10 protein-coding genes are annotated in these 15,188 nt (G+C 31.1%); 9 read left to right on the forward strand and 1 reads right to left on the reverse strand.

The features are described 5' to 3' along the window. Positions 1-21 precede the first annotated feature (21 nt). Positions 22-915: an MYG1 family protein gene (locus tag ACWJJ2_RS02460; RefSeq protein WP_216303037.1), complete on the forward strand. Its 894-nt coding sequence runs from the start codon at positions 22-24 to the stop codon at positions 913-915. A 102-nt stretch (positions 916-1,017) separates the two neighbouring features. On the opposite strand, the gene ACWJJ2_RS02465 is transcribed toward ACWJJ2_RS02460, so the two are convergent. Further along, positions 1,018-2,328, reverse strand: a complete 1,311-nt coding sequence (locus ACWJJ2_RS02465; RefSeq protein WP_462953769.1) for a pyridoxal phosphate-dependent aminotransferase — start codon at positions 2,326-2,328, stop codon at positions 1,018-1,020. Positions 2,329-2,555: 227 nt separating this feature from the next. On the opposite strand from ACWJJ2_RS02465, the gene tnpA reads away from it, so the two are divergent. The 8 genes from tnpA to ACWJJ2_RS02505 all read left to right on the forward strand — a co-directional run bounded on the left by tnpA (position 2,556) and on the right by ACWJJ2_RS02505 (position 15,068). Next, positions 2,556-2,960, forward strand: coding sequence for an IS200/IS605 family transposase (gene tnpA / locus ACWJJ2_RS02470; RefSeq protein WP_462954308.1), 405 nt, complete (start codon positions 2,556-2,558; stop codon positions 2,958-2,960). A 12-nt stretch (positions 2,961-2,972) separates the two neighbouring features. Continuing rightward, a complete protein-coding gene (locus ACWJJ2_RS02475) occupies positions 2,973-4,433 on the forward strand; it encodes a nuclease/transposase family protein (protein WP_462953770.1) in 1,461 nt (486 codons plus the stop codon). A 611-nt stretch (positions 4,434-5,044) separates the two neighbouring features. Then, positions 5,045-7,003 carry an ATP-dependent DNA helicase gene (locus ACWJJ2_RS02480; protein ID WP_462953771.1) on the forward strand — a complete coding sequence of 653 codons (1,959 nt, stop codon included), beginning with the start codon at positions 5,045-5,047 and terminating at the stop codon, positions 7,001-7,003. Positions 7,004-7,355: 352 nt separating this feature from the next. Then, positions 7,356-7,766: a peptide deformylase gene (locus ACWJJ2_RS02485; protein ID WP_462953772.1), complete on the forward strand. Its 411-nt coding sequence runs from the start codon at positions 7,356-7,358 to the stop codon at positions 7,764-7,766. 8 nt (positions 7,767-7,774) lie between these two features. Continuing rightward, positions 7,775-8,041, forward strand: coding sequence for an enhanced serine sensitivity protein SseB C-terminal domain-containing protein (locus tag ACWJJ2_RS02490; RefSeq protein WP_462953773.1), 267 nt, complete (start codon positions 7,775-7,777; stop codon positions 8,039-8,041). 742 nt (positions 8,042-8,783) lie between these two features. Further along, positions 8,784-12,368: an AAA domain-containing protein gene (locus tag ACWJJ2_RS02495; RefSeq protein ID WP_462953774.1), complete on the forward strand. Its 3,585-nt coding sequence runs from the start codon at positions 8,784-8,786 to the stop codon at positions 12,366-12,368. Beyond that, positions 12,369-13,856, forward strand: a complete 1,488-nt coding sequence (locus tag ACWJJ2_RS02500) for a phospholipase D-like domain-containing protein (protein ID WP_462953775.1) — start codon at positions 12,369-12,371, stop codon at positions 13,854-13,856. Positions 13,857-13,868: 12 nt separating this feature from the next. Then, on the forward strand, positions 13,869-15,068 hold the full coding sequence (locus ACWJJ2_RS02505) for a protein kinase family protein (RefSeq protein WP_462953776.1): 1,200 nt from the start codon (positions 13,869-13,871) through the stop codon (positions 15,066-15,068). Positions 15,069-15,188: the final 120 nt, after the last annotated feature.

Below are 15,188 nucleotides of genomic sequence, written 5' to 3' on the forward strand. Positions count from 1 at the left end.
TAAATATAAAAGAGGTAAATAATGATTAATGAAAAGAATATTAAAACTTTAGGAACACATAATGGAAAATTTCATGCAGACGATGTTATGGCTACAGCTATACTTAGTCTACTACTAGGGGATATAAAGGTAACAAGAACAAGAGATGAGAATATACTTAGAACTTTAGATTTTGTATATGACATAGGCTTTGGAGAGTTCGACCATCACCAATTAGACAAAGAAATAAGAGAAAACGATGTTCCATATGCTGCTTGTGGTTTGGTTTGGAGAGAGTTTGGGTCAAGAGTAATACAAAAGTTTAATTCTGAATTTGATGAAGAGGACATAAGATCCATTTTTGATTGTGTTGATAAAAATTTAGTTCAGGGTATTGATGCTACAGATAATGGAATAGATATAAAATCAGAAATTAATGTAACTACAATAAGTGATATAATCCAAAGTTTTAATCCTGCATGGGATTCTGATGATTCAAAAGAGGAGGCATTCGAAGAAGCCGTCCGGTATGCTACTGAGGTTATAAAAAGAATAATAAGCAGACAAGTTTCTGTTATAAAAGCAAGGGTAATAGTAGATGAAGCCTTTCAAAATAGAAAGACTAACGAAATAATGGTTTTAAAAACCGGTTGCCCTTGGCTTAAACAGTTACTTAAAATAGATATAAATAATGAAATATTGTTTGTTATTTCTCCAAATGATAATAATGCAGAGTATAAGATTCAAACTGTAAAGAAAGCCGTTGATACTTTTGAAGCAAGAAAAGATTTATTAGAATCGATTAGAGGAAAATCAAGTGAGGAAATAAATTCTATACTTAAAATAGATGATGCTATTTTTTGTCACAAAGCAGGGTTTATAGCATCTGCTAAAAGCTTGGAAAGTGCTATGAAAATAGGGGAATTATCTATTTAAAACTGATATAAGGAAAATAGATAAAAAGGGCCATCTCAAAATAGAAAGTAATTTCTATTGCGAGATGGCTCTTTTTTCTTTTGGTGTATAATTTAAGTATGATTAACGTATACCCTCATATTTTCTTAGAAGCTTAACGAATAACTCAGGAACTTTTGCCATGTTTTCTGGAGTTTCTACGAATGCGATACGCATCTGAGTGCTTCCTGGATTAGATTCGCCTGGTTTAATGTCATAGAAACCTTTCATAGGTGCTACCAGAAGAGTTGTTTCCACTCCGTGGAAATCCACTGAGCCTTCTTGGGCACAATACATAACAAATTCGATTGAATCAAATCCTGGTTTTACAACATTTCTAACGTCAACTACTGAGTATATAGCTGCATCAGGGCTAGAAACAATAAGACCTGGGTCCAGTTTCTTCATACAACTATAGAATTTAAACAAGAGTTTTTTGTAATACTCACGGAGGCCTGTACACCATTCATCAAGCTGTTCTTTACTTTCATGAGCTAGTGCTCCGAAGATATACTGACCTATTACATTGGCGCAAAGGTTAGCAGTATATTCAGCTACTGATTGAGTATGGAACTCTTCATTATCAGTGATTAAAGCCCCTATTCTTAAACCACAGGCACTCCATATCTTTGATGCGGTATCGAGACTTATTCTTCTGCCCTCTATGCCAGGTACATCTGCATCAGTGATTCCCCAGATACTTATGAGGTCACTGTTGACATAATATAGTTCACGATAAGCTTCATCGCTAATCATCCACATATTATATTTTACGCATATTTTAGCAAGTTCTTTAAGAGTTGCATAGTCGTAGAGCTGCCCTGTAGGATTGTCGTAAGGGATTACAAGAAGTGCTCCGGGATTATTCTTTTTAATAGATTCTTCAATTTTGTCTAGTTCTGGAAGGCTGAACTTGCCATCATCGTCTAAATGACGCTTTACTGTAACAGTTTTACGGCCAATTCTTTCTGCAAAAGAAATATAATTTGTATAGGCTGGGTCAATCATCATAAGAGGTTTATCATCAGTGCCGGAAGCTCCGCAAACACCAAGTAATAACATCTCAATACCAGTGGATCCACCATCGGTTACCTGAACAAATAATTTGCTAGTATCAAACCCTTGGCAATTGAGAATGTTTTTAAATGCATCCTGAGCCTCGGCTACACCGGCAGTACCTGAATATCTTACAGTACCCTTTGCAAATGGGCTTTCAGGTGAATCCAATGCAAACATTCTTTTCTGCATAGCAGGATTTGTTGGTAGGGAAACGTTTCCAATCGCTACGTTGACCAACTCAGGTTTAGCTTTACGCTCATTAAATTTCATTTGTCCAATTCTTACGGCTGATGGCATCCTTTTCTTAAAATGTTCCGATATTACTGGTTTGTTCATAAAAAATACCCCCTAAAATTATAATTGTAATTTATGAAATAGTTACCTTCTAATAATATTATAACAGTAAAGTCAAATAATGGATGTAATTATGGTGCGATTAAATTTACAATGAATTTGTGCGGAAAGCCCACTCCTTGAGGTGTGGGATGGATAGCATAAGAAATTAAATTTAAAGCGTGTATATTATCATTGATAATATACACGCTTTAAGATATACTTTAATTATGGAAAATAAATATAGAACAACTAAAACAACCATGTCATTAATTAATTATCATTTTATATTTTGCCCAAGATATAGAAGAAAAATATTTTTAATACCTAGTGTGGAAGAAAGATTTAAGCATATGGTCAAAGTTATATGTGACGAGTTGGAAATTGAAATCATTGCTATAGAATGTGATAAAGACCATACTCATATGTTTTTGAATTGTATGCCAACATTAAGTCCCTCTGATATTATGCAAAAAATAAAGGGTGCAACAAGTAGAGTTTTGAGAGACGAATTTATTGAATTAAAGAAGATGCCTAGCTTATGGACTAGAAGTTATTTTATATCAACTGCGGGAAATGTGAGTAGTGAAACGGTGAAAAAATATGTAGAAAATCAAAAAACAAGATATAATTAGGAGGTGAATATTGTGTCAAATTATATTTTAACATTAAAACTAGATACAGAAAAATATCAAGAAGATATTTTAGATAAGAGATTAGAGATAAGTAGTAATATATATAATAGCTGTTTAGGTGAATTATATAAAAGATATAATTATATGAGACAGTCTAAGGAATATAAGAAAGTTGTTAAAATGGCTAAAGGAAAAGAACGTAATAAACAATTTAATGAATTAAATAAAAAATATAGTTTGACGGAGTATTCACTTCATAAATTTGTAAAACCTATTCAAAAACATTTTAAAAGTAATGTAGATAGCTTCACCACTCAAAAAATAGCTTCAAGGTGTTTTAGTGCATTTCAAGGATTAATGTTCCATACGGCAAATAAGGTTTGTTTTAAGAAATATGGAGAAATGAACAGTGTTGAAGGGAAGTCCAATGGAACGGGGATTAGATTTAAAGATAATCAATTAATTTGGAATGGGCTTAAAATCAATCCTATTGTTAAAAACAACGATGAATATGCAGAAATTTCGCTATTAAACGAAGTTAAATATTGTAGAATAGTTAGAAAATTTATTCGTGGAAAGTACAAATATTATATTCAATTAATATTAGAGGGAGTTCCACCTTTGAAATATAATAAAGAAACTGGGGAAGTTAAAAATAGTATTGGAAAGGGTAATGTTGGAATAGATATTGGTACTCAAACTATAGCGATTGCCTCAAAACATGAGGTTAAATTATTAGAATTAGCACCCGAGGTTAATAATATTGAAACAATTAAAAGAAGATTATTAAGAAAACTAGATAGACAAAGAAGGGTCAACAATCATAATAATTTTAATGAAAATGGTACAATAAAACATGGTGCAAAATTAATATGGGTTAAATCAAATAAATATATTAAAACCCAAAATGAATTAAGAGATATTCAAAGGAAACAAGCTGATATAAGAAAGCAAAGTCATAATATTTTTGCTGATAAAATAGTGAGTTTAGGAGATAGGATATTAGTAGAAACAATGAACTATAAAGGATTGCAAAAACGTTCTCAAAATACTATCGTTAACGAGAAAACAGGAAAATTTAATAAGAAAAAAAGATTTGGAAAGTCTTTAGCAAATAAAGCCCCAAGTATGCTTTTAATTATATTAGACAATAAATTAAAGTGGAATAATACTGAATTATATAAAGTTAATACTTATAAAATAAAAGCATCACAATACAACCATTTTGATGAGAAGTATAATAAAAAAGAATTAAGTGAACGTTGGAACACATTCAATGTCGACAATAAAGAAATTAAAATTCAAAGAGACTTATATAGTAGTTTTTTAATAATGAATGTAAAAGAAAATTTAGAAGAAATAGATAGAGATTTATGTTTTGGAACTTATGATAATTTTAAACATTTGCATGATAAAGAAATTAATAGATTATTAAGCAGTAATAATAAAAAAATATCAAGTATGGGAATTTAAAAAAAAATTAATAAAAAATTTAATAGGTTTTGATATGAGCCTTTAAACTATCGTTAATTTATCCATTGGGATAATTGGTAGTGAAAGTTTTAGAGAAGTTGTTTAGTTCTTATATGTTGTAATTTATAGATTCTTTATAAATGAGAGTATAGGAGAAGGTGATCTATCTAAGAACCCCATGCCTTTAGGCGTGGGAGTATCAGTATCTGGTATTGGGATCGACTTTGAGGTGAAAGTAAGTATATATCCGCCTACTATCATAAGTACAATAAAAATAGCGAAAGTTGTTATTTTTTTTGTTATGCAATTTTCCATGATTATTGTATTCAATACACGTTTCTATTATCGCATAGTATTAGTAGTAAATACTCTATTTCTTGTTTATGCAATCCCAGGAAAGTGACTAGATTTTATGTAATATAAATTAGAATTATTAAAAGAGGTAATTTTTTCTCCATTGTTAATGTTATAATACTTATTGAAAAAGTTTAGAATGTAAGGGTGTTTATGTTTAGTATATAAAGAAAAACTATGTGCATGTACATAACTGACAGTAAATTTTCGCATAATATTTTCTATGGTATTCCATAGGTTAACAGGAGGATAAAATTTTGTATAAGAAAATAGGGGCCACCTTTGATTATAAAACAAAAAAAGAGTTTCCAAGTAAGTTGATGGATTGGATTGGCGATGTTTTTTACGATATTCTTCCGAAACACGGATATGAGATACGTGATGAGCAAATATATACTGCTTTTCAGCTTGCTGATGCAGTTTGTAATAAAAAAGTTCATCTGGCTGAGGCTGAGGTCGGTACCGGAAAGACATTCGCCTACTTACTCACTGCAATTGCCTACGCTGGTTTTAGCGGAAAACCTGTAGTAATTGCATGTGCCTCAACAGCACTTCAGGAACAGCTGGCAGGGCCAAAGGGAGATATTCAAACACTTTCCCGAATACTGGGATTAGAAATAGATGCGCCAATGGCAAAGGATCCTCGTCAGTATGTTTGTGATGAGAGAGTTAGTGGAATAGGGGGAATGTTTGGCGATGCGACAGCCTCTGATGAGATTAATCAATGGTTAGCCAGGACTACAAAAGGTGAACGCTCAGAAATGCCGCATATATCCGATAGTGTATGGAGACAGATTGGATGGGATGAGACTATGCCCTGTGATGCCTGTCCCAGAAGAGGCTTTTGTAAGCTTGTTAAGGTAAGGGAACATTACAGATCTTCCAAGGATTTAATTATCGCTGATCATAATATCTTTTTTCAGGACCTGTGGACAAGGGATGAAAGAATTGCAGACGGTAAAATGCCTATGCTTCCAGATTACTCGCTGGTGATTTTTGATGAAGGGCATAAAGTCATACTGCCGGCAGCCATGGGTGCTGGAAGACAAATTCATAAAGAGGATATTGATAATATTATCATTTCGATAGAGGAAATCCAGGGAGCAAGAACTTCACTGGTTGTAAGTGCAATTGCCTTGGACCAGGCCACTTCTAACTTTTTCGAAAAACTTAATCAAAACGTAATAGATGATGAGCAATCAGAGCGTCTGGGGGTTCGCACCGATGATATACTTCTGAAAGCAGCTGATACTTTTCATAAGGCACTAGATCGGTTGCTTTTAGATATACAAATTGAGGAAGAGCTATACATAGACGCGCTACCGGAAAGCACGTTACATACCTTTGAAATTCAAATAGAACTATCAATTACAGCCTTAGCTAGGTTTGGTAGGAATAAAGGTAGAGAGGTTATTACTTGGGTAGATAGGGCAGACGGCAGCTTTTGGGTAGTTCCGCGGAATTTGAGCAATATGCTAGATAAACATTTATTTTTGAAAAAATTGCCTGTGGTGTTTACTTCAGGAACTTTAAGTGATAAGGGGGATTTTGGTTACCTTATGAGGACTCTTGGCTTAAAAGATCCAGCAATATCAACGGTTGGGAGTCCCTTTGATATTGAGGAACAGGTGGTGGTTTATTTACATCAGCCATCCTTTGAGGCTACTTCCAGTGCCAAGTTTTCACGCAAAATCAAACAATTACTATGTTTGCTGAAAGAGAATGGAGGAAGAGCGTTGATACTTGTTAACTCTTTGAAGGAAGTCAGGAAAATAAGAAAAGAAATTAGTGGCTATGAGCTACCTTTTGAAGTTTTATGGGAGGATAAAGGTGAGCGAGGATATCTTGTCCAAAAGTTTCGTGCGGAAGTTACATCTGTATTAGTAGGTTCTACCTTTTGGGAGGGAATTGATGTGCCTGGGGAGTCTTTATCTCTTGTTGTAGTTTGGCAGCTCCCCTTTCCTTCCCTAGACCCTTTGATTGAAATGAGGCGTAAAGAAGCAGAAGAAGAGGGGATGAATCCACTTATAACCGTTGATTACCCTGAAATGGGATTGAAGTTAAAACAAGGTTGTGGCAGATTAATTAGAACTAAGGATGACCGTGGAGCAATAGCTGTCATGGACCAAGTAATAGGAACCCCATGGGAAAAGGTGGTTATGAGGGCTCTACCTAGAGGAGTGAAAATCAAAACTTTGGAACATAGGGATATTTAAAATACCACACCTTCTTCAACAGAGTCAACACAAGGATCTAACCAAAATTGCGCTGAACAACTATACGATTTGTCGGGTACAGAGTAGAAGATAGTAAGGTATATCTCTAAGATTGGATCTATTACCATTCATGCTTATATTCTTAATAAATAAGCCAATGATATTAAAAGTGTCATTGGTTTATGTTATAATTTTTTTGAGTTAAGGATGTGTATTAAGTGAAGAACTTATAGCTAATTATGGGAAAGGATATAGTCAAGCAAATTTATTTAATATGCTTAGGTTATACGATATATTTTAAAATCATATCTTATTTTTTATAAAAAATATAACTGAAAAAGAGGTATAAATTATGATAAAACCAATTGTAAAAGATATATTGTTTTTAGGACAAAAATCAGAAGAGGCAACTAAAAATGATATAGTAGTAATTGATGATTTAATAGATACATTAAGTGCAAACTTAGAGCATTGTGTTGGATTGGCTGGTAATATGATTGGAGCAAAAAAGCGTATATTGGTATTTACTGTAGACAACCTTATTGTGCCTATGATAAATCCAGTTATATTAAAAAAAGAAAAGCTTTATGAAACAGAAGAAAGTTGTTTATCTTTAATTGGCTTTAGAAAAATGAAGAGATATGAAATGATAGAGGTGGAGTATCTTGATAGAAATTTTAACAAGCAAAAGCAAGTGTTTAATGGGTTTACAGCACAAATAATTCAACATGAAATGGATCATTTTGAAGGTGTAATAATCTAATTGAATATTTGAAGAAGCAAAAAAATGTACAGGCAGCCTATTTGCAACTAATGGTAAAGGAAAGTGAACAGAGTTATTTAGTAGTAGATTTTATGGGTTATAGGAGAGAAATATTTGATGGAATAAGTAATGTTGCAATGAGTCACTTAAAAGGTATTTTTATTGACTTGGTACCCTATGATTCTGAGTTTGTAAGTAGTACGCAAATAATATTGAACCATTCTATAAAAAGAAAAAATTTGGATTTTTTTTTTTTTTTTTTTTTTTTTTTTTAAAAATAGAAATGCTAATTGTAGAGTTTTACAGTAAAGTAATTAAATTATTTCTTATTACTCAACTACCCATTAGGCTAATAATGGGTAGTTAATATGATTGGAGAAAAATAATAAATGATGAATGAATTTAAAATATGATAGGTGAACCATACTCAAAATATATTTTATTTCAAAGTAATAGAAAAAATGATTGTTTTTTAAGAAAATAAGCAGTTAGGAGATAACACACATGCTAATAATTTATTTGAACGATTTAATGCATGTGGAGTTCTGTTCGCTACTTAAAAGAAAATGTAAATGTGCGATGATTAAAAAAGATGGCAAAACGTATGAAGGTTTTGCTATCTTTTTTTATTAGAAAAGGTAAGGGTTTCGGTTTAAAGCATAGATGAAAACTAAAAGAAGTATCATAGGTAAAATAATAATATAATGCTAAAATTTGTTGTATAATGATAGTAGACGAGCTTAGGAAAAGGGTGGAAACTAGTTTTCCTTACTTTGATTGTTCTAATAGTGTCTAAAATGAGAAGTTGACAAAATAAAATTTTTATCTTAGGAAAAACCTTAATATAGTAGAGTATTTAATATTTATATGAATTTATTCAATAAAGATGCAGGGAGTATTAACGTAATAAAGTAGATATTAGATAAAAATATGGCTATGAGTTTGTAGACAATCCTAAAAATATTCAACGGAAAAAGCAAGTGAAAATATTAAAAAGCGGTAGGAGAGGAAGGGAAAATGGGAAAAAGGGCTAGTTATATAGATGATCAGTATCGTGTAATAAGAGAAATACCAGGCGGGAATATGTCTAAGGTATATTTATGCGATGATGATAGTGATAATAGGGTAGTAGTCAAAATGTTTGATAAATGTGCTAATAATGACGACGATTTACAAGAAAAAATTTTTCATCGAGAGGTGGAATCATTAGAGAGAGCACAACATGTAAATATAGTTAGAATTATTGACAAAGGATTGGATGAGGCGTTAGGCAAATTTTATATTGTTTTAGAGTATGTCAAAGGAAAAAACTTTGAAGAGGCATTTGAGGATTTATGCAGTTATGATTATTATCCCAAACTAGAATTGATGGAACAGGTTCTTGGAGCAGTAGAATATCTACATAAAAAGAATATTGTTCATAGAGATTTAAAACCTTCAAATATAATGTTTAATGAAGAAAATGTTGTAAAAATTATTGATTTTGGGATTAGTAAACTTACCGACACTTTCTATAGGGAATATACAGTTGGTAATTTTTCGACGCCTAAATACCGTTCTCCAGAACAAGCACAGGGAAAGGATGTTACTTGTCAAAGTGATATTTATTCACTTGGAATTATTTTTTATGAAATATTCAAAGGGGAAAAGGTAAAAGAAAAGACAACCATAGATATAAGTACTTTGCTAGAAGGTATACAAGATATCCTTATAAAAATGCTTAAACCAGAAACAGCATTAAGATATGGGAATATTTCTGAAGTTAAAAGAGATATTAGTCATGCTAAATCAAAAATTATGCAAGATAAATACCTTAATATTGGACTAACTAATAGAGTTGCTAGCCTGTTGCATCAATATACATATGTAGATAGAGATGAATTGGCTTTAGCAGCGGTAGCTATTGAAAAAGATTTATTAGGAAAGATTTATATTAGAACTTATAAATCAGATAATGGAGAGATTGCTTATTGGTTGTTAGGTAAACAGTATATATGCATATGTAAAGTCGATAATCGAAATAGTAAAAGATTTACTATAATTGGCATAAAGTTCTTTACCAATGATGAGTTAACATATAAAAAAGAAAATGCATATGAGCTTCCGTATAAGGTAAAAGTATCAGCATTATGTAACAGGATTATATCAGCGAGTGAAGTTGATGCTAATGTTCTTATCGAGGAACTTATGAATTACGAAGTCAAGCAGAATTCTTTAAGAAATGAAAATATGCATATTAAGGATATTGCAAGTAAATGGCAAGAAATTCTTAAACTGCAAAGTAGAAAGGTTGAACAGGAAAAATCAACAGTGTGTTACACCAGATTTACTATGAACGAGACTGAAAATTGTATTGAAATTGAGTTGGATAAAGGGGTGCAAGAAGTTGAATTTACATCGGATGATATGCTTACAATGACAACAAAAAAGAATATTCATAGAGAATGTAATGTCGGTTACATGCGTGACTGTCAAAATGGGAAGATGATTATTGACCTTGATAGAAATACATATGTAGAAAATATTGCGCAATCTGGTGAAATCTCAATTAATAAGAGTTTAGTTGAAATAGCATTGGGACGACAAACTAAGGCTCTTAAGAACTTAAGATTTAAAGAAATAGTAAATCCTGCAATTAGCGATATCATATTTAATCCGGAAAAAGCTACTTCAAAAGGAAATGTATTATTGAACCCAAAAGAATGTAAATCGCAATTAATTGATAAATCTAAATTGGAAAGTCTTGAAAAAGCACTATCATCAGAAGATTTATTTTTATTACAAGGACCTCCAGGTACTGGAAAAACGACATTTATAAGTGAACTTGTGTACCAAATATTAAAACAAAATCCGGAAAGCAAGATTCTTATTGCTTCACAATCGCATGTTGCTGTAGATCATTCTTTAACAAAAGTTAAAGAGCTAATTCCAGATATCAAAATGATTCGTATTGGTGTTAAAGAAAAATTTTCTGAAAGTGTTATTAAATATACATTAGATGCTTTTTGCCAAGAATGGACAGCAACAGTTATTGCAAAATGTAGGGAAGCAATTTCAAACTACAAGAATGTAATTGGTCTTGATGAATCTCTACAAGAAAAGAATAGCAAGATATTAGAGATTGAGCAATTGTCAAAAACCGTTGAATCTCTTGTTTATGAGCTCTCGGAGGTTGAAGCAGAAAAGAGTAGAATTGATATATTAAATGGTAAATGGAATTATATTAATGATAAAATTTCAGCTATGCAAAAATTAGTACAGGTTAAGAATAATAGTATATCGGGACAAGAGTTAGTTAATATTTTCGATAATTTCACAGAGAATTTAAATACATTAAATGCCAAGCTAGGAGATGTGATAGAAGAGTCTTTTCAATTATCAGAGCAAAAAGTTGAATTAGAACGCAGATACCAGAAAATTTATTCTGATATTAATTCAAAGCATAAAGATATTGCGGAGTCGAAAGAAGTATTAGGGGTATCATCACTAGACGAGTATGAAACTATAAAAATTGATATTAAAAATTCGCTAAAAGAAAATCAAGTAAAGTACAATAAGTTTTCTAAAATAGAAGGAATCTGCAAAGACTGGATTGAAAGAGTACAACATGGGGATGGACTGCTACAAGAAAGTCTAGCTGATGCTACTATTGTAGGAGCTACATGCCTTGGTATTGCCAGCTTAGGAACTAATGTTGAACTTAAATTCGATTGGGTAATTGTAGATGAAGCTGGTAAGGCTACACCACCAGAAATTCTTGTTCCTATCAATTTAGGAAAGAAAATAGTTCTAGTAGGGGATCATAAACAGCTTCCGCCAGTTGTAGATCAGAATTTAATAAAAAATCAACAAAATAATAAGTTGAATCTTACAAAGAAGGATTTAGAAACTAGTTTATTTGAATACCTCGAACATCATTTAGATGAAAGTTGTAAGAGTATTCTTGATGAGCAATATAGAATGAATCCTGTTATTGGAGACCTTATTAGCCAAATGTTTTATGAGGGTAAGCTTATTTCAAGAACATCTAAAAAGGAAAAATCTATTTCCCTTCGAATGTTTGATAACAAGTCTTTAATATGGCTTTCAACAGCTCAAAAGAACGATAATAAAGAAGAAATACTTCGTTCTGGACAGTATTATACATTCAGAAATAGATGCGAGGCTAATATTATTTTTGAATATTTATTAAAAATAAATGATGAGTTAGATGATTTGAAGCTTAGTAAGGAAGTAGCTATTATTGCAGGATACAGAGCCCAGCGAGATTTGCTAATTAGTATTTATGAGAGCCAGTACTCAGATAAATTAAAAAATATGAAAATTGAGATAAATACAGTAGATGCATTCCAAGGAAGAGAAACAGACATAGTTTTCTATAGTGTTGTCAGAAGTAATGATAAAGGTGATCTTGGATTTCTACAAGACACGAGGCGTTTAAATGTTGCATTTTCAAGAGCAAGAGAGCTTCTTATTGTTGTAGGAAATCATCAATCTGTAACTAAAAATATCCGCATATATGGTCAAGATAATCCATTTGTTGGAATTGTACAGTATATATATTCAAACACAGAAGATTGCTCATTAGGAGAAGTGAAATAAATGATAATTGAAGAACTTGCTAAGAAAAATGCAAATGCAATACCTAATTCAGACATAGTAAAGTATTATGAAGCGGCAATTCCTCAATATTGTATGGAATTGGTACTTACGATGCAAAAGGTCAAGGATATATCTATTTTGCAAGAATTTATTCTAAAGTTTATTATGGAAGATATTAATAGTATCGAAGATTTATGTACTTTTTTAGGGATAAATAAAGCGGCTGTTTATACTGCAGTTGCAGATATGCAAGTAATAGAATTAGTTGCAGTTGATGTATTTAATTCAAAAATTAAAATCACAGATAAAGGAAAAGCAGCATTAAAAGATGCAACTATTATTGTTCCTGAGGATGTAGAATATAAAGTATTTATGGATGCTTTACTAGGTAGTATTTATTTGGACACAAAAAAGAAATATAAAAAGAAAGAGGTGAAAATTTTTGACTTAGTACCGATTGCCACACATATTGATAAACCAGATATTGCTGATTTATCGTTTGAAGATGTGAAAAGTGCAATAAATAAGTTTAGAAAAGAGAATTTGTATGAAAAAGATAAATTGGAAGGAAATCTTGTTTCAATACCTAATATAGAAAAGGTTTATGTAGAATATAATAAGGTATCAGTGCTTGTTTATATGAATAGAAAAACGCAAGATATTGATCTTAGACTCTATGATAAACAAACAAGACGTCAAGAATACGAGAATATTTTATTGCAAATGTATAATAGCAATACACATATTTTTGAGTTTGATAGAAAAATCAGTGTTAATGAAAATGAACACTACTCATTATTAAACTCATTACCTTCCGAAATAATTAATGGAGCTAAAGAATTCACCCAAAAGTCAAATGAAATTGAAAGAGAAATTTCACAATTACAAACTCAATTAACAGTGATGAAGGAACTTTCAGAAGAAGATGAATTAGAGGGAGATGCAGAATCAGCCAATAAACATATACAATCATTAGAACGAAAAATTCAAGATATGGAAGATGAACGTAGAAGTGCTGATAGAATTTTAAATACGTATGATCATAGACCAATATTAATTAGGGCTTTAAAAGAAGCAAAGGAGATTATCGTTATTATATCACCGTGGATAAAATCAAGTGGATTAAATAATGAAATATTAATTTTAATAGAACAAGCGGTTAAGAGGAAAACCAGAGTTGTTATTGGATATGGTATTAGTGAAAAGGAAGATTCTGATAAATTGATTATTGACAAATTAAATGATATAAGATCAAAAAAATTTAGTGGAAGTCTTGAGATTATAGCTTTAAATAATACACATGAAAAAGTATTGATTATGGATAATAAATTCATGATTATTACAAGTTTTAATTGGTTGTCATTTAAGGGTGATCCAAAACGTGGATTCAGACAGGAAACTGGATATTATACAGAGTCGAAAGAATGTATTACAGATATGAAGAAAAATTTATCACAACCACAAAGATTAGGTGTAAATTTACAGTAGAGGAGTGGTAAAATGTCATGTATTGAACTGGAACAGGGTGAAACCCTTGGTAAGGGTAATTTTTCATTTGTCTTTGATTCCACTAAGAATGAGAGACTATATAATATATTTTTGGAAGCAGAGCAAATCTTTAAGATTAGTTACATTGATTTTTCACATAAAATACGCTTAGCTTACGAGGCATTTGCCTTATTTGAAGAGGTTCAAAGAAGAATTAAATTATTGAAATATGTTGAAGTATCAGAAAGTGACATTGAAACAGAAATTGTAAGTGAGATTACAACACCAGCATCTATTATTAATTACAAAAATATTATAATTGGTCTTTGTAAATATAGAACAACTGAATTTAAATATGTATTTGTAAAATATGGGTATAGAAAGAATATACAAAATGATTTTGAAAACAGAAGAGTCATGAAGACATTTATAAGATATATTTATGATTTTGGCAGTAAAAGCTCTCATGTTAATAGTAAGATGGATGCGAAGTATATTCCTAATCGTGAAAACTGTTTAAAAGTAATTGCTTCTTTTCATGATTTCTTAGCGATATATTATGGGGTAAAACATAAGTTTGACAGTACTTTAATTCCCATAAGAACGTATATTCCAGTACCTAAAAATACATGTAAAGAAATGTCATTAACGCTTGATGTTGGGAAACGTTTATATGTAAGAGAAAATAATGGAAGAATAATGTATAGTATTTTTTCCTCTGATATAGATAATATTTCATTAAGTCAAAAAAGGGATATTGAGACTATTAATAAACTATGGGAAGATAATTTTGATGATCCATCAAATATTATTAGATTATCAGAAAATATTAGTGGGAGTAATGGCGATTACAAATATCAGGTATATTCATTGCCAAGTCGCCCTTTGAAGATTAGCAAATCACTATTGAACGAGATAACCGTTAATGAAAAACTAGACATTATAAAAGGCATATGCCGTGGAATTGAATCTATGCATGAGTATGAGCCACCATTCTATCATAGGAATATATGTCCTGACTCTTTTTATATATTTAAGATAAAAGGAAAATATAAAGCTTTACTTGCGAGATTTGATTGTACTAAAGATACAGCTGATGATGCTAAATACACAGTAATTAATACAGTTGAAAAAAAAATATTGAATAATAACTTAAAGGTGTATTTTGCTCCAGAAGTTATTAATTTAGAGATTGGAACGAGTATTAACTGAGAAAAAGCGGATATTTATTCATTAGCACAGGTCTGTATATATTTATTATCAGGAAAGGTTACTGTTAATTTACAAGAAAGTTTAAAAAATTTAGATGAAAGTTGTATTAATGATGAAATA

It is taken from the genome of Clostridium sp. CM039 (assembly GCF_055081075.1).